Raw genomic sequence first — 22,454 nt, 5'->3', positions numbered from 1 at the left:
GCCCGGTCAGTTGACTTGCGTTTCTTCCGGATCGGTCACGTTATCAGTGGTCAGCGACAGGCCATATTGCGGCGCGATCTGCACCATCTCATCCCCGAGTTTGCGCAAATCGTTCTTCAGCGTGACGATGTTTTGCACCGAGTCCTCGTTTTCCGGGTGGATCTGGTAGTCGAAATGCATCGAGGTCTTGGCGGTATCGTTCACCGTCCCGATCCGATCGGAGATATCAGCCATCAGGCTATCAAGCGTGGCGCGCTCATCCGCGGGCAGCGCATCGGCAAAGCCCATGCCAACATCTTTGCCCTGATATTCCCCCAAAAGCACGTTGTGGATACCTTCGTAATTCAGCGCGATATCGCGGTGGGTGTTGTCGGAGAAGCAGGAATGCTCGTCTTCCTCGGAGGGCGTGAGCACGGCCACCGCGATCCGTTCATTGGCGAGTTCCGACTTCGAAAATACGCCAACCGCCGTCAGGGTTTGTTTAAGCGCATCTTGCGTCAGGATGTTCATCGCCGCCTGATCGCCCGTCAGCTTGCCCAGAAGCGCCGCGCGATACAGCCCCTTGTCGCCATCGACCGTATCGTCCCAAGCGCCCGAAACAGTGCTCAAATCGAAGACCAGCTTGTCAGCCGCCGATTGCAGATAGGCCAAACGACGCGCAGCCAGTGCATCGGTGGTGAAATCGCTCAGCGGACGCTGTCCTGCGACCATCGCGCCATGGGTGATCTTATCCTCGATCATGTTGGCGTAATCCTGATCCTGCCCCCAAAGCAGAAACTCAATCGCGTGATAGCCAGTCGCGACATTGGCATCGCCACCATTTTCATTCAGCGCGCTCAGCGCATCGGGGGTGATCGTGCTCACATCGACCTCTTCAGGCGCTTGACCGCCCGGCGTAAACGCACCCGCCGTGTCGATGATATTTCCCGAGGTCTTGTTGCCATCGGCATCGGTCGTGTAGTCGATCATGTTCTCATCAAGCGGCCAGGCGTTGATCTGACCCTCAAGCGCGCCATATGTCTCGGCCACCCAGCCGGTTTCGGCGTCAATCGGCCCGTTGGAGAGGCGGAACACCTCGGTCGGGCCATAGCTTTCACGCGCTTGCAGCCACGCCTGCTTGGCAGCTTCCAACGTCTGCTCGCTGGGGGTCGCGGCAAAGGCGTCAATCGCGCCCTTCAGCGCCTTGGCATCCGCCAGCGCGTCCGAATAGCTGTCATGGGCGATGGTCGCGTAGGTCGCGAGCGCCGCCATTTTTTGGTCTTTGCTCACCTCTGCCAGCGCGATGGTCGGGGCAAAAGCGGGCATCCCGAGGGCAAAACAGGTTGCGATCAAGGCGATCCGATTGGTTTTCATGTTTACTCGTCCCTAGTTTTCGGTTGCTTTGGTCGCGGCTGGCGAGGGCTTGCCGCATCGTCGTTAAAAATCAGGCGGTTGCGAGCCGCGTGGCGCTACAACGGCGCTTTTGCCAGCCAAAAAGCGCCACCACGGTGCCCCAGTAGAGCGCAAGCATAAGGATGTCCCAGACGATGGGTTGCGAGCGATAGGCCGCAAGCGTCGCCAGCAGGCTGCCAAACATCGAGCTGTCCGAAAGAACGCCCGAGCTGTCCCAGACGGTCGCGTAGATCCAGCCGGGCAGATCAAAGTTGGAGAGGTGCTTGGACAGCAGCTTGCCCATCGCGCTCAGGAACAGCGCCGAGCCGAGAAACAGCAGCATCCATTCGGTCACGCGGAAGAACCATTTCCACGACACGAAGCGCGCCCCAACTTGCAAGGCCCAGAACAGCACCAGCGCAATCCCCAGACCGGCAACCGCCGAGCCTGCGAAGTTCAGGTAATTGCCCAGACTTTGCAGTTGCAAGAATGAGCCGTACAGGAAGACCACGGTTTCCGATCCTTCCCGTCCGATCGCGATCATCGCCAGCGCGAACACACCCCACCAGTTTGAGGTCGCGGCGTGGCGATCCAGCTCGCCCTGCATTTCGTGTTTGAGCGTGCGCCCGTGCTTGCGCATCCAGAACACCATCTGAACAATCAGCGCCGCCGCCATGCTGAGCATGCCGATTTCAAACCAGCTCCGCGCCGCGGCACCCAAGAAGGTCGTGACCCCCACCAGCGCCAGCGCCAGCAACGTCGCCAAGGCAAAGCCCGCGACGATTCCGCCCAAAAGCCATGCCTTGCCCGTGCGCGCATCGGCGCGATGTGCCATCCATGCCCAAAGAATACCGATCACCAGCAGCGCCTCGACGCTTTCGCGCGCCACGATAAAGATCACCTGACCCATCATTGCGCGGCCTCCTTCGCGATCAGCTTGCCCATCACGCCGGGCTGGAACTCGTCGAAATAGTCATATTCGCCGGAATCGAGCGGGGTGACGGTCATCGTGGCGTCCATCCCCATGAACAGCACCTCTTCAAGGCGCATCTGGTTGCTCTCGAACTCGCTGGGTTTGGTGCCGGTATTCGTCACATGCAGTTTGAAACGGGTCTTGGCAGGCACCACCAGCGTTTCAGGCAGCAAAGCGCCGTCCTTCAACTCGATCTTATAGGTGGGCACCGCCGCGTCCGGGTCGACAGGCTCACTGAACCCCGCCGTGGAGGCGTCTTGCGCATGTGCCCCACTCATCCCAAGCGGCGCGAGACAGCTCAGCGCAACGCACAAGACTGCTTTCTTAGGCATCTTCAACGGCAGGAAGCGGGACATTGCGAAGCTCTCTTTTGTCGATCAAAAACGGCGCCACTCAATTCCTGAGTGTTTAAGTAGTATTTATGGAGAGGATGTTTGGGAGTCAATCGTTGAAGTATTTCGGGACGGACATTCGGCGTCAAATTTGAGCCCCGCCAAGGGTTCCGAAAACGCTGCGCGGCAGAAACTGGATCGTTTCAAAGACGATGACTAAAGGCAAAGTAAAAGGCGAGAATCAGTCGCCCCCCCCAATCGCAACCTTGCCCCTGACGCCCAATTTAGCCGCCCGGCACTGTTGATGGCGCAGAATCTAGCCACATAGCGTTCTCTTATAAGCCGGATGTGAGCCGATCACTAAATGTCGGCATCATGTCCGCTTTCGCAACGCTCGCTTGGGCGTTCGATCTCGCAGCGATGGTCCGCGACTCGCTGCTTCAGAGAACCGCCGCTAACGGCACTCATTAGGTTTTCAAAGCAGAAGTCAGCACCGCAATGTGGCTTCGTCGAACCAGCCGTTCGTGCATTTCACTGCATTCTCATCTTCCATAGCTATAGGGAACACCCAAGTTGCCCTGCCCGCCGCTCCAGATTTTACGCGTCGCACGTATCGCCCCCTTTGTCGCGCGCGATCATCCGCGCCTCGATCGCGCTTAACCGTTCAAGCGCCATGGTTTCACAGCCGGTTTCACGCAGCGCGTGCGACCAGACGCGCGCAACCGACGCCGCCGACCAAGGCAGCACCGCCCGCGTCACCCAAGCCCGTGCAGGCGCGGGTAGTCTATCATGGGCCGCCATCGGGTTTTCACGACGCCTGCGGCGCAGCCCTGTGACAAGGTTCCGGCTCATGCCGCTTGCCCCCAGCGCGGGAACGGGTCGCTCAACCCCTTCCAGAGGTCGGGCGCAAAGCGGGTTTCGGGCACAAGACAACGGGTCAGCATCGCCTCGATCCGCGATCGGTTCATCTCTCCTAACATCCCGATGAAGACCATCTCTTGCCGACGGTCGCCAAATTCCCGCGCGACACGATCCGCCATGCGGGCGCGCGCCTCTGCGGGCCAATGGGCCTCGGGCACCGCGGCCCACCACAGGCCCAGCCCCCGCACTTCAAGCATCGGTCCAGCAACCGAAAACTCGCCCGCCCAGTCGGGCCGGGTGGCCAGCCAGAAATGCCCCTTGGCGCGAATGACGCCCGGCAGAGGCGTGTCGAAAAACTCCGCCAGCTTCACCGGATTGAAGGGGCGCTCGGCGCGAAACACGAAAGAGGTGATGCCGTATTCCGCATCTTCTGGCGTGTGATCGGCAAAGCCGTAAAGCTCTTGCACCCAAGTCGGGTGGCGATGCGCGCTCTCGAAGGAAAACCGGCCTGTGCCAAGGATGTCACCTGCATCGACCGCGCCGAAATCGGTCTCGATGATCTTTGCATCGGCGTTGAGGGCGCGAATGATCGCACGGGCCGTTTCCCGCTCGGGCTCGGTGGCGGCGCTGATCTTGTTCAGCACGACCACATCGGCAAATTCGATCTGTTCGGTCAAAAGTTGCACCAGCGAGCGTTCGTCTTCCGGCCCCAACCCGACGCCGCGATCGGCGAGAAAGTCTTGTGCGCTGAAATCGCGCGTCAGATTGGCGGCATCCACAACGGTCACCATCGTGTCGAGCCGCGCGATATCATCCAGCGCGGCCCCCTGATCATCGCGAAACTCAAAGCTTGCAGCGACGGGAAGCGGTTCGGAGACGCCGGTGGATTCGATCAGCAGATAGTCAAAGCGCCCCTCTTCGGCGAGGCGGCGCACCTCGATCAGAAGATCCTCGCGAAGGGTGCAACAGATGCAGCCATTGGTCATCTCGACGAGCTTTTCTTCGCCCCGCGTTAGGCTGCCACCCGCGCGGATCAGATCAGCGTCGATATTCACCTCGGACATATCATTAACGATCACGGCAACGCGCAAACCGGAACGATTGGCGAGGATATGATTGAGCAGCGTGGTTTTTCCGGCCCCAAGAAAGCCAGAGAGCACGGTGACGGGAAGACGGCTGGGCATGATACCTCCTGTTACTTTATAACATGAGCTATAAAGTAACAAAATGTAGATGCAAGCCTCCCGAAACCCTTGCCGACATGACATGAGAAGACTTTACACCAACTTCCTCCCCTCGAGCGCTGGACCGTTTGAGGTCGGAGTTGCCACCACGCCTGTCTGGATGGAGGAGGAGTGGATACGCAAGCACACCTGCTTCGATAGCGGCCTCAAGACTGTCGTGAGCTTCTAGCAGCGGGCCTTCTAACAGCTTAGAAAACACCACGTCCTGAGAATTGTTGCCATTTTTGCAAGGCGCAGCGAAGGTCTACAATCCTGAAGAACCATCCCGAAAGCGGACCGACCAGACCGCTCGGCTTTGAAGGTCCGCATTGGCGGTATCTCAAAATTCTCGCTGCAAAGCAGCGAATGGCCGGTATCCGCCCTTCCCGCACTCGCACCGCTGATAGCGCTGGCCTGTATGCGAGGCCAGCCATGGGTTGGATGCAATCGGTTCTTCCCCTTTGCGGGTCGATCCGGTGGCTCCTGTTTATTCCAACGGTCCCCAGCCTTCACGAGCAGCGCGCGCGATAGCTGTTTTGCAAGGGATCTGATTGCACGGAGCGAGACCATTTTGGCTGCATTCACAAGGCATGGCGAGATTATTGTCGTGCTTTGGAGAATTGGCGTTCTTCGACATCTCGGTTGCCAAGCTTTCGGCCTGTTTGAGGACTGTTTTCACGGCTTCGGTCGTCAAATCAGGCGGATATCCATGGCGTTGCAGGATCTTTTTGACCGCGATCCGCATTTTGGCGCGCACATTTTCCCGGCGCCACCAGTCCGTTCCTGAGTTGCTGCGCACGGTCCTAACCAGCTCAGCCGCAATGACTTGGAGCTCGTCGTTTGTCATCACCTCAACAGCACTTTCGTTCTGCGCCAGGGCATCATAGAAGGCTCGCTCCTCGTCAGTGAGCCCGTCATCGGGCACTTGGCGGAGGTCTTTCGCGATTTCGATCAACTCTTGAATGATCTGCAAGGCATCAACGCTGCGGTTGTGATATCGAGCGATCGCCTGTTCAAGTCTGGCAGAAAACTCTTCCTTCTTGACGACATTGCTGCGAGTGCGGGCGGAGATCTCGCCGTTGAGGAGCTTTTTCAGCGCTTCTACGGCAAAGTTCTTGTGCTCCATGTTCTTGAGTTCGAGCATGAACTCTTCTGACAGCACGCTGATGTCTGGACGATCGAATCCGCAGGCTTCCAGAATATCGACCACCTCGGTCGATGCCACTGCACTATTTACAAGCTGCTGGATAGCAAAGTCGCTCGCGACGGACTTGCGACCCTTTTGGCCGACATCGATTTTCTCGATGCCAGTGCGCACAGCCACGAAGAAAGCCACTTCTTCCGCGTGATCCGTGGCCTGTGGGCTTCCAGACGCGAGCTTAAACGCCTTGACGAGCGCAGCGATCGCATCCTGGTATCGCTTCACGATTGCGCCCGGATCTTTGCCATCATGGTCTTTGGCCAAGATATGCTCGATAGCGGGCGGCAAAATCTTCAAGCGGTCTTTCGGGGTTCCACCAATTGCTGCGCTGTAATCGAACCCGAACAACTGCTGACGCGCGACATCAAGGGCATCAAGGAATGCGGAGATCGCGTCGTCCTCACTGATCCCGGTCTGCGCCTGATCTGTCTGCGAATAATGGGCAAGCGCGCTTTTGAGGTCGGCCGCCAGACCGATGTAATCGACGATCAGACCCGCAGGCTTGCCCCGGAATACGCGATTGACCCGCGCGATCGCCTGCATGAGGCCATGGCCTTTCATTGGTTTATCAACATAAAGCGTGTGCATGCAGGGTGCGTCGAAACCCGTCAGCCACATATCGCGCACGATAACCAGTTTCAGCGGGTCTGCGGGATCCTTGTAGCGGTTCCGGATTGCCTCCTGGCGGCCCTTGGAACGGATGTGGGGTTGCATCTCTGCGGGGTCTGTTGCTTTCCCAGTCATAACGACCTTGACGGCCCCGGTGTCGTCTGTGTCGCCATGCCACTCGGGCCGGGCGGCCACGATCCGTTTATAGACCTCGGTGCAGATACGCCGGCTCATGCAGACAATCATCGCTTTGCCGTCGATCGCTTCCAGGCGGGCGTCGAAATGCGTCAGGATATCTTGCACCACCGTGTCAAGCCGCTTGTCGGCACCGACTAGGGCCTCAACCTGCGACCACTTGCGCGCAATGGCACTGGATTCTTCATCTGCCAGACCTTCGGTGGCGTCGTCGAAGTCATCATCCACTTGCTCGATGACACTTTGGTCCAGCTCGATCTTGGCCACGCGCGCCTCGTAATAGATCGGCACTGTTGCACCATCTTCGACCGCCTGCGCGATGTCGTAGATATCGATGTATTCCCCAAAGACGCCGCGGGTGTTCGCGCCGACCAGTTCAACCGGGGTGCCGGTGAAGGCGACATAGACCGCGTTTGGTAGAGCCTGGCGCAGCTGATAGGCGAGACCGAAGCGGACATCGCCATCCTTGCTCATCTTGGCGTCGAACCCGTATTGGGTGCGGTGCGCCTCATCAACCATCACGATGACATTCGAGCGATCCGTGATTTCAGGAAAAACCTCGCCAGCCTCCGGGCGGAACTTCTGGATGGTCGAGAAGACCACGCCACCAACCTGTCGATCGAGCAGGGTTTTCAGCTCTTCAATACTGTCGGCCTGAACCGGTTCTTCGCCAAGAGCGTCTTTGCAGCGCGCAAAGGTGGCGAAGAGCTGGTTGTCGAGATCGTTGCGGTCGGTCAGCACCAGCAGCGTCGGGTTTTCCAGATCGGGGTGATGCATCACGCGACCGCCCAAGAAGGTCATCAACAACGACTTGCCCGACCCTTGGGTGTGCCAGATCACCCCGGCCTTACCATCCCGACCCCGGGCGTCCTGAATCGCCTCCAACGCCTTTCGGACGGCATGGAACTGGTGATAGCCCGCGATCTTCTTGATCGGGCCCTTGCCTTCATCTTCAAACACCACGAACCAGCGTAGCATATCCAGTAGCGTCTGGCGGCTCAGCAGCCCCGCTGTCAGCGTCTCCAACGCCAGATCCGATCCTGTCGGGATCAGCGTCGTGCCATCGACCGTGCGCCAGGTCATGAAGCGGTCCAGCGCGGCCGAGAGCGAGCCAAAGCGCGCGTTAAAGCCATCGCTGATCACCGTCAGCAGCGTCGTGCGAAACAGGTCCGGGATGTCTGTCTTGTAGGTGGTGATCTGGTTGAATGCCGCGTCGATATCGGCGCCCTCGGTGCCTTTCAGCTCAACCACCACCAATGGCATTCCATTGAGGAAGATCACAACATCAGGGATGCGCGGTGTCTTGCCCACGACATCGACCTGGTTGATCGCGCGCCAATTGTTCGCCTCGTCGGCCCAATCCACCAGATGAACAACGGCATTGTGTTCTTCGCCATCGGCAAAATAGGTGGTTTTAATTCCCTCTACCATCAGCCGGTGAATGCGGCGGTTTTCCTGCACCACATCCGTGGCGAATGTGATGTCGAGCACCTTTTTCGAGGCTTCGGCCAGCGCGTTCTCCGGCAGGCCCGGGTTAATGCGCCGCAGACTGTCCAGAAGCACGGATTCCAGCACCGTCTCGTGATAGCTGCCCCGCAGGGCGGGCTTCACATCCGGGCTTATTTGCGAGCCGTGAGAGAGCTCAAACCCCTGATCGCCCAGCTGCTCCATGAAAATGTCTTCGAGGTCGGCCTCGCTCAGAAATGCCATTCTACCCCCTTGGAAACTAATTGCCCATCAGAGCCGATCTGCGCCATTATCACGCCACCGCCTCAACCTGCTCACGGGCCTCGCCGACGCGGATCTCGCCCGACATCAGCTTAGGCAGCAGCGTATCCCGCAGGGTGGCGAGGGTTTGGTTTTCGACCTCAATGCTCTCTTTTCGCGCGAACATGGGCTTCACGACAGCGTCGAAGGCATCAACGACCGTCCGCGATGGGATCAAGACCTCCGGGATTTCGAGCGCATCCATGGGCAGCATGTTAACCGTGGTGCCGTTAGAGTAGGAACGGATCTCCTGGCCTTTGGGCGATACGCTAAGCATCAGGTAAAGCCACTCGCGGCTCAGCGGTGACTTGGCCTTTGGTGCTACCTTGTAGATGTGCTGGCTGAACAGCCCCGTCGGGCCGAAGTAATGCGGCACAAGCGCGGCGTGCCCCATCAGCAGAAGGTCGAAGCCTTGCTCGGTGTTGGTCACAATCAGGTCGCCGGGGACGATCTCATGGCGTGGCTTGAAGTCGCCGCTGTAATACTTGATCCCGGCGGTCTTGTAGCCTCCGCCTTCGAAGACCGAGTTGAGGTTGTGGAGGGGCACGCCTGCGTCCACCTCGCAAAGACCGGCACCCTTGTAGCTTAGTCCTCGCGACACAGAGACGTGCTGTGCCAGCGACTCCATCGGCCACCCCACCGGCAGCCCATCCTCACCGAAGCTGTCGGGAAAGAGGGCGGCGGTGGTGGTATCCATATGGGCGGGGGCGCGGCCTTCGGCCTTGGCCCGGACCGGGTCGAAATCGACGAACCAAGACCGATACAGCGCCCGCGCCATCTCCTCCAAGGTCGCCGCCATCTTGCGGTTCAGTTCGATCTTGTCATCCAACGCCCCAAGGATCGCCGCGATCTCGCGTTGTTCCGAAATTGGAAATGCAGGGATTCGAAAGCTTGAAATATCGCCTAAGTTTAGATTTGGCTGGGCCGACTGAGCAACGCCAGCAAGATTGTCTGCGACAAACTGAGGGTTTCGTAAGAAGAATTGGATAAAGCGAGGGTTTGCCCTGTTAGAATTAACACGGACAATTGCTACTGCTTGATTCGTATTCGCGGGAAGCATTTCCGCTGAAACAATGCCACATTTCCCAAGGTTTGCGCCAGCAATTGAAACCAGAACGTCATTTTCGTGGAGGATTGAGCGCTTCAGCTTTTTGTGAACAATCGGCGTTATATGGACAAACTTTCCTTGGTCCACATAGCCATCGTAGTTCAAGCTTTCGGATTTAATGTAGTTGATTCCATCTTCTGAGAAGCCACCCATTTTCGCATTAGGGGTGGTCCCTTTGGTAATCAGACTACATAGCGCGCCAAGCTCGACAAAGCCACTCATACCAAAGCCCCCAACCGCGCCTCAATCTCGGCCTCCAACCGCCGCCCTTCGGCGAATTGCTCGCGCAGGGTGCCCATCAGGCGCTCGAACTTGTCCTCGAACGGCTCGCCGTCGTCCTCCACCGCGCCCGCGCCGACATAGCGGCCCGGAGTCAGCACAAAGTTGTGCTTTGCGATTTCTTCCAGCGTGGCGGCTTTGCAGAACCCCGGCTCGTCAGCGTAAGCGCCCGCGTCCGGCTCGCCGCGCCACGCGTGATAAGCCCGCGCAATGCGCGCGACCTCCTCGGCCGACATCTCCTTTTGCTTGCGCGAGCCCGGCACCAGCGCGCCCATCTTGCGCGCGTCGATGAACAGCACCTCGCCGCGCCGGTCGCGCAGAGAGGCATCCTTGGCCACACCGTTCGATTTGTCCTTGGCCAGGATCCACAGGCAGGCCGGAATCTGCGTGCCATAGAACAGCTGCCCCGGTAGCGCGACCATGGCATCCACCGCGTTTCCCTCGACCATCGCGCGGCGAATATCACCCTCGCCACCCGACATTGACGACATCGAGCCGTTGGCAAGCACCACACCGCCGATGCCCTTGGACGACAGATGCGCATGGATATGCTGCAACCACGCGAAGTTGGCATTGCCAACCGGCGGTGCGCCGAACTTCCAGCGACCATCCTCGCGCAACAGATCGCCCGACCAATCCGAGATATTGAAGGGCGGGTTGGCAAGAGCAAAATCAAAGCGCTCATCGGGGAATGCGTCGCGCAACAGCGTGCCTTCCGTGTTCCAGCGGATGTCAGCAAAGATACCGCGGATCGCGAGGTTCATGCGCGCCAGACCAAAGGTCGTGTGGTTGCGTTCCTGACCATAGATCGCGATGTCGTTGCGTTGCCCGGAATGCGCGTCGATGAACTTTTCCGACTGCACGAAGAAGCCACCGGTGCCACAGCACGGGTCATAGACGCGCCCCTTGGTCGGCTCGATCATCTCGATCAGCGTATCGACGACGGATTTCGGGGTGTAGAACTCGCCGCCGCGCTTACCCTCGGATGAGGCAAACTCGCCGATGAAATATTCATAGATCCGCCCGATCAGGTCGAAATCTGCGCGAGTGCCTTCCAGTTCGATGTTGGTAAAGAGATCAACGAGTCCCGAGAGCATTGTGTTATCCAGGCTGTCGCGCCCGAAGACCTTGGGTAGCGCGCCTTTCAGGGTCGGATTCTCGGCCTCGATCTGGCGCATGGCCGCGTCGATCATCACGCCGATCTCGGGGTTCTTGGAGTTCTTGGCGATGAAGGACCAGCGCGCCTTTTCCGGCACCCAGAAGATGTTCTCGGCCAGGTATTCGTCGCGATCCTCAGGGTCCGAGTATTCATCAGCGGTCAGCTGCGCATGCAGACGCTGAAACGAGACCGAAACATAACGCAGGAACAGCATGCCAAGTGCGATGTGCTTGTATTCGCCCGCGTCCATCGATCCGCGCATCTTGTCAGCGGCTGCGAAAAGTGTCGTCTCGATGCTCATACCTATTCCTCTGGTTTTGATTTTGTTCTGTTTATATGGGCTCGTTTGTCAAAGGAGAAAAACAACCTTTGGCGAAAATATGCACCGATAAGAGCCGGTTGCGCCAGACCAGAATTCCGGAATTTGCAATGCTGGCAAGCGGGATCAAGAATAGGCAAGGAGATCGCGCGCGTAAATCTTACCCTTCGCCAGGCCAAGGCGCATCGCGGGTGTTTGCGCGAATACGCATAGGCTTTCTTGCCCGGCTGACGGGAGGTTATCTGATACAGAAGGCATGTTCATTTCACCGTCCCTATCGGAGGGTCGACTAGTTCGAAATTCAAATTCGGATGTTTAGGTGCTCAGTCCCGCTCCAAAGCCTCTTGTTCTCGAATTAGGCGTTCGATTTCCTCTAGATGTCCGCTTTCACCGCCTCCGTTCCTTTCGACAACTTCCTTCAGCTTTTCGATGAAATCGCGGCCGGTTTTTGGCTTGGGGAAGGCTTCTTCTAAGACCGAGACGATCTCTGCATTCATGCTACGGCTATTGCGCTCTGCGGCTAACTTAATGCGATCCCGCAACTCCGCAGGCATTCGAAAGTTAACCTGAACCTGTTCAGCTACCGGTGTTTTTGTCATCGGGGTCTCCGCCTAGCTGTGTGGCGCCGTCATCATCTAGCCGACGCGGTGGTAGCATTTTGCTTGCTAGCACAATGCTTTGTTCGCGACAAGAGTTTTCGAGAATTCAGGTCATTTTCTCTAACGGGCCCCCGATGACCGAAAGTATGTATCCAGCGGTTTTCGCTGCTAAAAAATTGCAGCAGACAACCGTTGACGGAAACCAAGCAAATTGCTATATAGCATTATGCTTGGTTCTGCGGGGGGCGTAATGTCGACAATCAAACACGTCCAACTTCGTCTGATGGTCATGCATGCGGTAGGGGGACACAAATGACAAATCGATCCCATGGTGAAGAAATTAGGCTCATGACTCTCAAGGAAGCCGCATCCACGCTGCATCGTTCTATCACGGTTTCAGCGCTACGTCGGGCACGTCAAGATGGGCGGCTGTGGGCTAAGAAGATTGGAAGATCCTACTACACGTCGCACGTCGCACTTAAGGAGTTCTTGCTATGCCCCGACCAAGAAAGCCCGCACGGCTCTATTACCGCAAGGATGAACAGCAATGGGTCATCCGTGACGGCAACAGGATGCAGCGGACAGAGTTTGGCCTTCGCGAGCGTGAAGAGGCTGAGGCAGCACTCGCTGAATACCTAGCGCACAAAGCACCGGAAGTCCGGTGCGGTCCTGCCCATCCGAGCGAGTTGACCTTAGGCGAGGTGTTGGCGCGGTATGTAGATGATAAGGGCGAAAAGATCGCATCAACGGGAACACTCATCTATTCCATCCAAGCTCTTGCGCCTTTCTGGGCAGATTTGACTTGTGACGCTGTAAAAGGTTCGACCTGTAGCCTTTATGAGCGGGAGCGAGCAAAATCTCGCACGACGATTGTGATGACAAAGACCGGAAAGAAAATTGAGCGCACGAGAGCTGCTAGCCCTTCGACCGCTCGGCGCGAGCTTGGGGTGTTGCAAGCGTCCCTAAATCACGCGCATTCCGAAGGGCTGTTGGTTCATCCGATTGCGGTCACGCTTCCCCCCGCAGGTGCGCCGCGTGATCGCTGGCTGTCGCGCGATGAGGTAGCGGCGCTGCTCAGATGTGCTGAGCCTCATGTCCGGCATTTTATCCTGCTCAGCCTTTATACAGGGCGGCGCGCAAGTGCGATTCTTGAACTGACATGGGCGCGTGTCGACTTCGATGCAGGCAAGATTCGCTTCCGTGTTGATGGGCAAGCGGAAACGAATAAGCGGCGTGGGAGCATTCGCACGCCCCGGCAATTGCTTGGGCATCTTCGGCGCTGGAGGGGCTATAAAGGGACGCATGTTGTTTCATTCCGAGCCAAGCCAATCAAGAGTATCAAGACAGGTATTCGGCGCGCTGCGGAGCGTGCCGGGATCGATGGCGTGACGCCTCACGTTCTAAAACATACCGCGATCACTTGGGCAGTAATGAAGGGGCTGAGCGTTGAGGATGCAGCTGAATACTTCGACACATCGCCCGAAACGATCCGAAAACACTACTGGCATCACAGCCCGCATCACCAAGGAAGGGCGCTAGAAATCATCGAACGGAGAAGATAGCTGTGCAGATAACTGTGCAGAAAATACCCAGAAATCCTGTAAGTTATGGTGCTGTGAGAGAGGATTGAACTCTCGACCTCTCCCTTACCAAGGGAGTGCTCTACCACTGAGCTACCACAGCGCCGGTACATGTCGTTTCCGACCGTGGCGGGGATTTAGACGCAATCGCGCTATGGTGCAAGGGCAAATCTGCCCTCTCTCTCGACAGGATTTACCTTGCAGGGTAAACGAGGCGCCATGACACAGGATCGCAGCGATAACTCTAAGGCCAAAGGTGGGCCCAAACCCAGCCGGGAAGAACGCTTGGCCGAGGCCTTGCGCGCTAACTTACAAAAGCGCAAGGCACAGGCGCGCGCACGCAAGAACGATGCCGCGACATCGCAAAATGACAAGAACGAGGGCAGTTGAATGGACAGTATCATCGTGCGCGGCAATGGCCCGCTTAAGGGGCAAATTCCGATTGCGGGGGCGAAAAACGCCTGTCTGGCGCTGATGCCGGCCACGCTGCTCAGTGACGAACCGCTGACACTGACCAACGCGCCGCGCCTGAGCGATATTCGCACGATGACCGAATTGCTGGCCTCTCTCGGGGCCGAAGTGAGCGCGCTGCAAGAGGGCAAGGTGCTGGCCGCCTCGTGTCATGGTGAGATCAATCCGATCGCCGATTATGACATCGTGCGCAAGATGCGCGCCTCGAATCTGGTGCTTGGGCCGCTGCTGGCGCGGCTGGGCCATGCGGTCGTGTCGCTGCCCGGTGGCTGCGCAATCGGTGCGCGTCCGATGGATATTCACGTCGATGCGCTGACCGCATTAGGTGCGCAGATTGAGCTGCGCGACGGCTATCTACATGCCAAAACGCAAGGCGGGCTGAAGGGCGCTGTGCACGAGATGCGTTTTGCCTCGGTAGGCGCGACCGAGAATTTCCTGATGGCGGCCTCACTGGCCAAAGGCACGTCGGTTCTGAAAAACGCCGCCCGCGAACCCGAGATCGTCGATCTGGCCGATTGCCTGCGGGCGATGGGCGCGCAGATTGAGGGCGACGGCACTGGAACGATCGAAATTCAGGGCGTGGACCGGCTGCACGGCGCAACCCACCCGGTGGTTGCCGACCGAATCGAGCTGGGCACCTATATGCTGGCCCCCGCAATCTGTGGCGGCGAAGTGGAATGCCTTGGCGGGCGCATTGAGCTGATCGAGAGCTTCTGCGAGCGCCTTGATGCGGCGGGGGTCTCGGTCGAGCAAACCAAAGCGGGTATCAAGGTCAGTCGCAAAAACGGCCGTATCCGCGCGGTTGACGTGGTGACAGAACCCTTCCCGGGCTTCCCCACCGATCTTCAGGCGCAAATGATGGCGCTTCTGTGCACCGCCGAGGGCACCAGCGTTCTGGAAGAAAAAATCTTTGAAAACCGCTTTATGCACGCCCCGGAATTGCTGCGCATGGGGGCCAATATCGAGGTCCATGGCGGGCACGCGACGGTGCATGGCGTCGACAAGCTGCGCGGTGCACGGGTGATGGCGACGGATCTGCGCGCCTCGGTTTCGCTTATTCTAGCAGGACTGGCCGCAGAGGGCGAAACGATGGTGAGCCGGGTCTATCACCTCGATCGCGGCTATGAGAGGGTCGAGGACAAGCTGAGCGCCGTGGGCGCGCATATCGAGCGTGTGAAGGGCGAGTGATCACTTTGCGGATGCAAAACATAAGCCGTTCACAGCGCGTAAAGGAAATCTGATGGTAGATGCAAGTTTTGAGGATGGCGGAGAGGGCGCGATTGCGCTGCGCGCTGAAACGCAGGCCGATCTGTCGGTGATGGCTGCATTGGTGCAAGACGCGGTTCTGCCGATCACCGAAATCGTGTGGGAGGCTAAGGCACGCCGTCTCGCGCTGTTGATCAACCGCTTTCGCTGGGAAGATAAGGCGCAAGCCGAAGCAGAGGGGCGCGCCTATGAACGTGTGCGCGCGCTTCTGGTGGTCTCGGATGTCACCCATGTGGCCAGTCAGGGTATTGATCGCGCTGACCAAGACCTCGTGCTTTCGATCCTCGATCTCGCCTTTGAACCCGCCCAAGACGGGGCAGGGCGCGTCGTCATTACCCTCGCAGGCGACGGGGCCATTGCAGTTGATGTCGAATGTTTGGATGTCGATTTGCGCGATGTCGAACGCCCCTACCGCGCGCCCTCTGGCAAAGTGCCCTATCATCCCGACTGAACCGTTTTCATCTGGCCAAAAATACTCCCCGCGGAGCGTCCAACATCTGGTCTGGAAACCTTCCGCAGACGTATTTCACGCAAAATGAAACACGAAACACGCCGCAAAACCGGGGCGACGCTTGCGGGGGCGGGCGAGACTGTCTAATCCCGAGGACGGATAAGGAGACGAGTGATGCCGCAACTTCTTGACACGCGCGAGGACGGGTTCGAGGCCCGATTTGCCGAACTTCTGGGCATGAAGCGCGAAGACAGCCCCGATGTTGACGCGGTTGTCGCCGGGATCATCGCGGATGTGCGCGCGCGCGGAGATGCGGCGCTAATTGAGTTGACCGCCAAATTTGACCGCTTCGAGCTAACTGCAGATCGGCTGGCGTTTTCGGCCCAAGAAATCGCTGCCGAGATTGCGAAAGTTCCGCCAGTCGAGCGCGCCGCGCTGGAACTCGCCGCAGAGCGAATCCGCGCCTATCACGCCCGCCAGATGCCCGAGGATCAGCGCTGGACCGACGCTGCTGGCGCCGAGTTGGGCTGGCGTTGGGGGCCGGTCAGCGCGGCGGGGCTGTATGTGCCCGGCGGGTTGGCGAGCTATCCCTCATCCGTGCTGATGAATGCGATCCCTGCCAAGGTGGCGGGCGTCGAGCGTCTGGTCGTCGTCTGCCCGACACCGAATGGCGTAGTTAATCCGCTGGTGTTGCTGGCCGCGCAAATCGCGGGCGTCGATACCGTGTATCGCGTGGGCGGCGCGCAGGCGATTGCGGCGCTGGCCTATGGCACGGAAACGATCACGCCAGTCGACAAGATCACCGGGCCAGGCAATGCCTTTGTCGCGGCGGCCAAGCGGCGGGTGTTCGGGCGTGTCGGCATCGACATGATCGCGGGGCCGTCTGAGATTCTGGTGATCGCGGATGGCACGGGCGATCCCGACTGGATCGCGCTTGATTTGCTCAGCCAAGCCGAGCACGATGAAAGCGCGCAGGCGATTTTGATCACTACGGATGCGGCTTTTGGCGACGCCGTGACCAAGGCCGTCGAGACGCGCCTGCAAACGCTTGAGCGGCGCAAGATCGCAGGCGCAAGCTGGCGCGATTTCGGCGCGGTGATCGTGGCGCGCAATCTGGCCGAGGCTGCGAGCCTGTCCAACCGCGTCGCGCCCGAGCACCTTGAACTCTGCGTGGCTGAGCCTGACGCGCTGGCGCAGCAGATCACCCATGCCGGGGCAATTTTCTTAGGTGCCTATACCCCCGAGGCAATTGGCGATTATATTGGCGGACCGAACCACGTGCTGCCCACGGCGCGCTCGGCGCGGTTTTCAAGCGGGCTATCGGTGATGGATTTTCTGAAACGCACGACTCTTGCGAAAATGACGCCCGGCGCGCTTAAGGCGATTGGCCCGGCCGCCGAGACGCTGGCGATCTCGGAAAGTCTTGAAGCGCATGGGCTGAGCGTGCGCGCGCGTCTTGATGCGCTCAATAAAGGAGAGCTGTGATGGCCCGGATCAGCCAACTCGAACTTGACACCGGCGGCATGCCCGCCCCGTCTCCCGAGATTGAGCAAGAGCGCAAAGTCGCCGTGTATGACCTGCTCGAAGATAACAGCTTTGTCCTGCCCGGTCGCGATGGCACGCCTGCACCCGCTGGCCCATTCGCGCTGACCCTTGGGGTGCGCGACCGCCGTCTGGTGTTTGATACGAAAACCGAGGACGGCCAGAAGGTTGCGGAATTCCATCTGTCTTTCGGCCCGTTTCGGCAAGCGGTAAAGGACTATTTCCAGATCTGCGAAAGCTATTTCGAAGCGGTAAAAAAGCTGCCGCCAAGCCAGATCGAGGCGATCGACATGGCCCGGCGCGGTATCCACAACGAGGGCGCGCGAATCTTGCAGGAACGTCTTGAAGGCAAGGCCGAGGTCGATATCGACACGGCGCGGCGGCTGTTCACCCTCGTTGCCGTTTTGACGCCGAGGTAGGGGATGGGCGATCTTCCCTCATCGGTGCTATTTGCCTGCGACCATAATGCGACACGTTCGCCGATGGCCGAAGGCATGATGAAAAAATTCTACGGCACCGATGTTTATGTGCAATCCGTGGGCGTTAAGGCCGATCTTGAGATCGACGGTTTCACAATCGCCGTGATGTCCGAGATCAAAGTCGATCTGGAGCGGCACCGTTCGCGCTCGTTCACCGAGTTGCAGGAATGGGGCGATGATCTGTCGGCCTTTGATCTGGTGATCGCACTCTCGCCGGCATCGCAACGCCAAGCACTGGAATTCACGCGGTTCTTTCATCTGGATGTGGAATATTGGCCGATCCTTGATCCGACCGGCATCGGAGAAAGTCGCGAGACGAAACTGGCCGCCTATCGCGACACGCGCGACCAGATCCGCAATCATCTCATAAAGCGGTTCGGTCCGCCGCGCGTATAAAGCACGACTCACCGCCGCCTCTGGCCGATCCGTAACAGGCGCTAAGCGCGCGCGCCCCTGTAAATATAGCCTCAACCGCGCGATTTTCGGCCAAATGCCTCGGTTCCTGAGCGAAAACCCCGCTTGTCTCTGACATTACGCTTGAATTTTCGCGCAACCGGGCGCATTTAACGCTCGCCCGCATTTTTGCGGTTTTCAAATACGGAGTGACCATGGCCAAGGAAGAAATGCTCGAATTTCCCGGCGTCGTTAAGGAACTCCTGCCTAACGCGACGTTTCGGGTCGAGCTGGAAAACGGCCATGAGATCATCGCGCATATGGCAGGCAAGATGCGTAAGAACCGCATCCGGGTTCTGGCAGGCGACAAGGTGCAGGTGGAAATGAACACCTATGACCTGACGAAGGGTCGCATCAACTATCGCTTCAAGTAAGCGGATCTGTTGAAACTTATTCTGGGATCGGCAAGTCCGCGGCGGCGGGAGCTTTTGACCCAATTGGGTCTGGGGTCTGCTGCCCTGCGCCCTGCCGACATCGACGAAACCCCCATCAAGGGCGAATCCGCGCGCGATTACGTTGCGCGCATGGCGCGCGAAAAGGCGATGGCGCTAGAGATGGCCTTTGATGAGGTGATCCTGAGCGCTGATACCACCGTGACTTGTGGTCGCCGCATTCTGGGCAAACCCGAGGATGAAAAACAGGCGGCAGAGTTCCTGTGGCTGCTTTCGGGGCGACGCCATCATGTGCTGACCGCCGTGGCCGTGCGGAGTGCCGATGGGATGCGCGAGCGGTTGGTTGATACGGTGGTGAAATTCAAACCGCTCAGCAATGAAGACGTGAACGGCTATCTTGCCAGCGGCGAGTGGCGCGGCAAGGCGGGCGGTTACGCGATCCAAGGGCTGGGCGGGGCCTTTGTGCCGTGGCTGCAAGGCAGCTACACTGGGGTTGTCGGCCTGCCCTTGGCCGAGACCGCAACGCTTTTGGCCGCAGCCGGTATCAAGAGAGAGAGCGCATGATTGGACGGGTCGTCTTGCTAGATCAAATCGCGGGCCGTGAGGCGGCTGCGTTGATGGTCGATGGACAGTTGGAAGATTTGCTGATCGATCCGGGTGTGGCGCTGGCCCCCGGCGCGATCTGTCGTGGCGTGATCGGACGGCAGATGAAGGGGCAGGGCGGCGTGTTCGTCGAGTTGCCCCAAGGCGCGCGCGGCTTCCTGCGTGAGGTCAAGGGGTTGAGCCCCGGTCAGACCGTGATCGTGCAGGTCTCGGGTGGGACCGAGCCCGGCAAGGCACTACCCGTCACGTTGCGCGTGCTGTTCAAATCGCGCTTTGCGATTGTGACCCCCGGTGCACCAGGGCTGAATATTTCACGCCGGATTCGCGACGAGGACACGCGCGAAACCCTGCAATCTTTGGCCGAGGCCGAAATGGCGGGCGCGCAGGCCGGTTTGATCATGCGCTCGGTTGCCGCCGATGCGGATGCCGACGAGATCACCGAAGATATCGCCGCGATGCGCACCCTGTCTGAGGCCGTGATGGCCGATCTATCAGGCGCGCCGGAACTGCTGGTCGATGCACCCAGCCCGCACGAAGAGGCGTGGCGCGACTGGGCCGATCCCGCCCCCGATGAGGTGGTTGAGGGCGGCTTTGACGATCACGGCGCGACCGATGCAATCGATGCGCTGTTGCAGCCGCGCGTCGAGCTAACGGACGGCGCGCATATGATGATTGAACCTACCCGCGCGCTGATCGCCGTGGATGTGAACACCGGCAACGACACGTCCCCGGCGGCAGGCCTCAAGGCCAATATCGCTGCGGCGCGCGCCTTGCCACGTCAGTTGCGCTTGCGGGGTTTGGGCGGCCAGATCATCGTCGATTTCGCCCCGATGCCCAAACGTGACCGTCAGCCGCTGGAACAGCAACTACGCACCTCGTTCAAAGGCGAGGCCGAGGCGTCAATGGCGGGTTGGACACCTCTTGGCAATTTCGAGTTGCAGCGCAAACGCGACCGTGTTGCCCTTAGCGCGCTGCTAGGAGATGCGCTATGAGCTGTCCGATCTGCGCCAAAGCGGTTGACCCGAAATACTGCCCGTTTTGTTCCAAACGCTGCGCCGATGTCGATCTGGCGCGCTGGCTGAACGGATCCTACGTCATTCCCGGCGACATCGCCGAGGAAGAAGAACGCGCCCCCACCAACCCAGATGATTTGCAGGGCGGCGCGCAAAAGCCGCACTGACCCGCGCAACACTGGTGCGGGTCAATTTTCTAACAAATCCCTCTGGACAGCCTCCCCGCCCTGATTTAGTAACCGCCCAGCAAGACCGCGAGGTCTCAGTGCCCGAATAGCTCAGTTGGTAGAGCAGCGGATTGAAAATCCGCGTGTCGGTGGTTCGAGTCCGCCTTCGGGCACCACTTAAATACCTGAAAATAAAAAGAAATTTGACTTGGCGCTGGCCCGGGTTTTTGCTTTTGGCTGTCGAAAACTGCTCTGGGACACATCGGGGACACATTTATTCGAAATCTGCTCGTCCTGCCCTTTGTTGAAGGGGTCGGGCGTTACAAGCGAATCTTTTGGAGAGGTGGAGACGACGATGTGTTCAAGCTGGCACAGGTTGTGAGATGAAGAAATATCCATCGCATCCTGCTCGTTTTTGATCGGTTTGCGACCCTCGGTCTAGAGGAGAACTTGGGCCTGATCGTTCACGGTCAAGCGCGCAGGCGTTTGTATCAGGTGTCCATCGTGATCGTGTAGGGCGTGTTTTGCGAACAGCTTACATCGACCGACGCAGTCGCATCGATATTGCTGTTGATTGCGGGACTCAACTGGCCAAAATCCATCGGGCTGTCCGACAGTCGCATGGCCTATCCGCGATGGGAAAAGGGCAAGTCACGCCTCAAGCGTGAGTTGCGCAACATATGTAACCGCCCCAAACGCAAGAGGTATTTTCAGAGCTTTTCTGACACGTCGTCGGGTGCTGACATATGTCCGGCCTCATGATGCGACCTCACAGATGTCGCGGGCCCGTATGGTGTTCGAAGATCGGGTCCAAATCAACGCCGCGTGCTCAAAGGCACTCTGTTGCGCACTGGTTCTCCCGATCCCGTCTCACGACTGTTGCGCCAAACTGCTCCTTGCCCTCTTACGCTCCGACGTCCTCGCGGCCGACGTTGGTTCTACACCGCGCCGACCGGAGATCGATAGACACCGCCCCGAGCCATCAAGGCCCAGACGATGCGCGCCATCTTGTTCGCAAGGGCGACGCGCACCAGCATCGGTGGCTTGCGTGTCAGCAGATTACCCAGCCATGTGCCGGGTTGTGCCTCGCGATGGACGTGCCGCTTGATGATAACGCTGTTGGCGCCAATGATCAGCAGACGGCGAAGCGACCGCTCCCCCATCTTCGTCGTCGCTCCGAGCCGTTGCTTGCCGCCGGTCGAATGCTGCCGCGGGACAAGACCGAGCCAGGCCGCAAAATCCCGACCCTTGCGGAATGTTTCGGGCGGAGGCGCGAGGGTCGCGATGGCCGTAGCGATCAGCGGGCCGATGCCCGGGACTGTCATCAGGCGCCGCGCCACTTCGTTGTCCTTGGCGCAGCGGGCGATCTCGGCATCGAGCTTCCTGATTTGCGCCTCGAGCTGTGCCAGGGTTCCTATCAGAACTTGCAGGGTGGCCGTCGCCTCAGCGGGCAAGCCGCTCTCCGGATCTTCGACGATAACAATCAGCTTCGAGGCGTTGGACGCTCCTTGTGGCGCGACCTGCCCGAACTCGGCCAGATGACCGCGCAGCGCATTGATCACCTGGGTGCGCTGACGGATCAGAAGCTCGCGAACCCGGAACACCATCGCCGCGCCCTGGGTCTCGCCGCTCTTCACTGGCACGAAGCGCATCGTTGGGCGCAGCGCCGCTTCGCAGATCGCCTCGGCATCGGCCGCATCGTTTTTCTGACGTTTCACAAAGGGTTTCACATAGGCTGGTGGGATCAGTCGCACATCGTGGCCCAGCTTGCCGATCTCGCGGCCCCAGTAATGCGCGCCGCCACATGCTTCCATCGCGACAACGCAGGACGGCAGCTGACTGAAAAACTCCAGAACCTGCGCTCGCCGCAACTTTTTGCGCAGAACAGGTTGCCCCGCTCCATCTGCCCCGTGGACCTGAAACACATTCTTCGCCAGATCGAGCCCGACCGTGATAATCTCCGACATGACCGTCCTCCTTTGTGGATCATCGCAGACCCACCTTGGCACATCGATGCCGTCGGAGGGCGGTTACATCATCA

The 22,454-nt window shown here is 59.0% G+C and carries 23 protein-coding genes and 2 tRNA genes; 12 read left to right on the top strand and 13 right to left on the bottom strand.

Annotation, left to right across the window (positions count from 1 at the left end):
• Positions 1-6 precede the first annotated feature (6 nt).
• The 9 genes from ACN0SD_RS16495 to ACN0SD_RS16455 all read right to left on the bottom strand — a co-directional run bounded on the left by ACN0SD_RS16495 (position 7) and on the right by ACN0SD_RS16455 (position 11,996).
• Positions 7-1,353, bottom strand: coding sequence for an imelysin family protein (locus ACN0SD_RS16495; protein WP_417809319.1), 1,347 nt, complete (start codon positions 1,351-1,353; stop codon positions 7-9).
• Positions 1,354-1,423: 70 nt separating this feature from the next.
• Positions 1,424-2,284: an FTR1 family iron permease gene (locus tag ACN0SD_RS16490; RefSeq protein ID WP_417809318.1), complete on the bottom strand. Its 861-nt coding sequence runs from the start codon at positions 2,282-2,284 to the stop codon at positions 1,424-1,426.
• The gene (locus ACN0SD_RS16485) at positions 2,281-2,700 is read right to left on the bottom strand and encodes a cupredoxin domain-containing protein (protein WP_417809317.1); all 420 of its coding nucleotides are present in this window, start codon (positions 2,698-2,700) and stop codon (positions 2,281-2,283) included. The genes ACN0SD_RS16490 and ACN0SD_RS16485 overlap by 4 nt, the downstream gene beginning before the upstream one ends.
• 573 nt (positions 2,701-3,273) lie before the next feature.
• Positions 3,274-3,528 (bottom strand): DUF6525 family protein, encoded by a 255-nt coding sequence (locus tag ACN0SD_RS16480; RefSeq protein ID WP_417809316.1) that lies wholly within the window; start codon positions 3,526-3,528, stop codon positions 3,274-3,276.
• Entirely contained in the window at positions 3,525-4,724 is a 1,200-nt protein-coding gene (locus ACN0SD_RS16475; protein WP_417809327.1) for a GTP-binding protein, read from the bottom strand. The genes ACN0SD_RS16480 and ACN0SD_RS16475 overlap by 4 nt, the downstream gene beginning before the upstream one ends.
• A 523-nt stretch (positions 4,725-5,247) precedes the next feature.
• On the bottom strand, positions 5,248-8,475 hold the full coding sequence (locus ACN0SD_RS16470) for a type I restriction endonuclease subunit R (RefSeq protein WP_417809315.1): 3,228 nt from the start codon (positions 8,473-8,475) through the stop codon (positions 5,248-5,250).
• Between the two features lie 49 nt (positions 8,476-8,524).
• A complete protein-coding gene (locus tag ACN0SD_RS16465) occupies positions 8,525-9,862 on the bottom strand; it encodes a restriction endonuclease subunit S (protein ID WP_417809314.1) in 1,338 nt (445 codons plus the stop codon).
• Positions 9,859-11,379, bottom strand: coding sequence for an N-6 DNA methylase (locus tag ACN0SD_RS16460; protein WP_417809313.1), 1,521 nt, complete (start codon positions 11,377-11,379; stop codon positions 9,859-9,861). Before ACN0SD_RS16460 ends, ACN0SD_RS16465 begins: the two co-directional genes overlap by 4 nt.
• Positions 11,380-11,720: 341 nt before the next feature.
• Complete coding sequence (locus ACN0SD_RS16455) at positions 11,721-11,996, bottom strand: Arc family DNA-binding protein (protein ID WP_417809312.1); 276 nt, start codon at positions 11,994-11,996, stop codon at positions 11,721-11,723.
• 494 nt (positions 11,997-12,490) lie between these two features.
• Between ACN0SD_RS16455 and ACN0SD_RS16450 the strand changes: the two genes are divergently transcribed.
• Entirely contained in the window at positions 12,491-13,558 is a 1,068-nt protein-coding gene (locus tag ACN0SD_RS16450; RefSeq protein ID WP_417809311.1) for a tyrosine-type recombinase/integrase, read from the top strand.
• Positions 13,559-13,604: 46 nt separating this feature from the next.
• On the opposite strand, the gene ACN0SD_RS16445 is transcribed toward ACN0SD_RS16450, so the two are convergent.
• Positions 13,605-13,679, bottom strand: a tRNA-Thr gene (locus tag ACN0SD_RS16445).
• Between the two features lie 116 nt (positions 13,680-13,795).
• Here ACN0SD_RS16445 and ACN0SD_RS16440 point away from each other — a divergent pair.
• The 11 genes from ACN0SD_RS16440 to ACN0SD_RS16390 all read left to right on the top strand — a co-directional run bounded on the left by ACN0SD_RS16440 (position 13,796) and on the right by ACN0SD_RS16390 (position 20,589).
• Positions 13,796-13,966 (top strand): hypothetical protein, encoded by a 171-nt coding sequence (locus tag ACN0SD_RS16440; protein ID WP_417809310.1) that lies wholly within the window; start codon positions 13,796-13,798, stop codon positions 13,964-13,966.
• A complete protein-coding gene (gene murA, locus ACN0SD_RS16435; RefSeq protein WP_417809309.1) occupies positions 13,967-15,235 on the top strand; it encodes a UDP-N-acetylglucosamine 1-carboxyvinyltransferase in 1,269 nt (422 codons plus the stop codon).
• Positions 15,236-15,287: 52 nt separating this feature from the next.
• The gene (locus ACN0SD_RS16430; protein WP_417809308.1) at positions 15,288-15,764 is read left to right on the top strand and encodes a DUF2948 family protein; all 477 of its coding nucleotides are present in this window, start codon (positions 15,288-15,290) and stop codon (positions 15,762-15,764) included.
• A gap of 174 nt (positions 15,765-15,938) precedes the next feature.
• Entirely contained in the window at positions 15,939-17,249 is a 1,311-nt protein-coding gene (gene hisD, locus ACN0SD_RS16425) for a histidinol dehydrogenase (protein ID WP_417809307.1), read from the top strand.
• On the top strand, positions 17,249-17,725 hold the full coding sequence (locus ACN0SD_RS16420) for a UPF0262 family protein (protein ID WP_417809306.1): 477 nt from the start codon (positions 17,249-17,251) through the stop codon (positions 17,723-17,725). Before hisD ends, ACN0SD_RS16420 begins: the two co-directional genes overlap by 1 nt.
• 3 nt (positions 17,726-17,728) lie before the next feature.
• On the top strand, positions 17,729-18,181 hold the full coding sequence (locus ACN0SD_RS16415; RefSeq protein ID WP_417809305.1) for a low molecular weight phosphatase family protein: 453 nt from the start codon (positions 17,729-17,731) through the stop codon (positions 18,179-18,181).
• A gap of 212 nt (positions 18,182-18,393) precedes the next feature.
• Positions 18,394-18,612 (top strand): translation initiation factor IF-1, encoded by a 219-nt coding sequence (gene infA, locus ACN0SD_RS16410; RefSeq protein ID WP_010397442.1) that lies wholly within the window; start codon positions 18,394-18,396, stop codon positions 18,610-18,612.
• Between the two features lie 9 nt (positions 18,613-18,621).
• A complete protein-coding gene (locus ACN0SD_RS16405; protein ID WP_417809304.1) occupies positions 18,622-19,194 on the top strand; it encodes a Maf family protein in 573 nt (190 codons plus the stop codon).
• Positions 19,191-20,225 carry a ribonuclease E/G gene (locus tag ACN0SD_RS16400; protein ID WP_417809303.1) on the top strand — a complete coding sequence of 345 codons (1,035 nt, stop codon included), beginning with the start codon at positions 19,191-19,193 and terminating at the stop codon, positions 20,223-20,225. The genes ACN0SD_RS16405 and ACN0SD_RS16400 overlap by 4 nt, the downstream gene beginning before the upstream one ends.
• Complete coding sequence (locus ACN0SD_RS16395) at positions 20,222-20,413, top strand: DNA gyrase inhibitor YacG (protein WP_417809302.1); 192 nt, start codon at positions 20,222-20,224, stop codon at positions 20,411-20,413. The genes ACN0SD_RS16400 and ACN0SD_RS16395 overlap by 4 nt, the downstream gene beginning before the upstream one ends.
• Before the next feature lie 100 nt (positions 20,414-20,513).
• A tRNA-Phe gene (locus tag ACN0SD_RS16390) sits at positions 20,514-20,589 on the top strand.
• 1 nt (position 20,590) lies between these two features.
• Here the strand turns inward: ACN0SD_RS16390 and ACN0SD_RS16385 are convergent.
• From ACN0SD_RS16385 to ACN0SD_RS16375, 3 genes are all read right to left on the bottom strand, one after another.
• Positions 20,591-20,812, bottom strand: a complete 222-nt coding sequence (locus ACN0SD_RS16385) for a hypothetical protein (protein WP_417809301.1) — start codon at positions 20,810-20,812, stop codon at positions 20,591-20,593.
• 92 nt (positions 20,813-20,904) lie between these two features.
• Positions 20,905-21,036: a spore coat protein U domain-containing protein gene (locus tag ACN0SD_RS16380; protein ID WP_417809300.1), complete on the bottom strand. Its 132-nt coding sequence runs from the start codon at positions 21,034-21,036 to the stop codon at positions 20,905-20,907.
• A gap of 315 nt (positions 21,037-21,351) precedes the next feature.
• The gene (locus ACN0SD_RS16375) at positions 21,352-22,380 is read right to left on the bottom strand and encodes an IS110 family transposase (RefSeq protein WP_417809299.1); all 1,029 of its coding nucleotides are present in this window, start codon (positions 22,378-22,380) and stop codon (positions 21,352-21,354) included.
• Positions 22,381-22,454 lie beyond the last annotated feature (74 nt).

This window comes from Thioclava sp., from assembly GCF_048263065.1.
In the GTDB taxonomy this organism is placed as follows: domain Bacteria; phylum Pseudomonadota; class Alphaproteobacteria; order Rhodobacterales; family Rhodobacteraceae; genus Thioclava.
The sequence above is the reverse complement of the archived record's forward strand: the minus strand, read 5'-3'. Positions and strand labels throughout refer to the sequence as shown.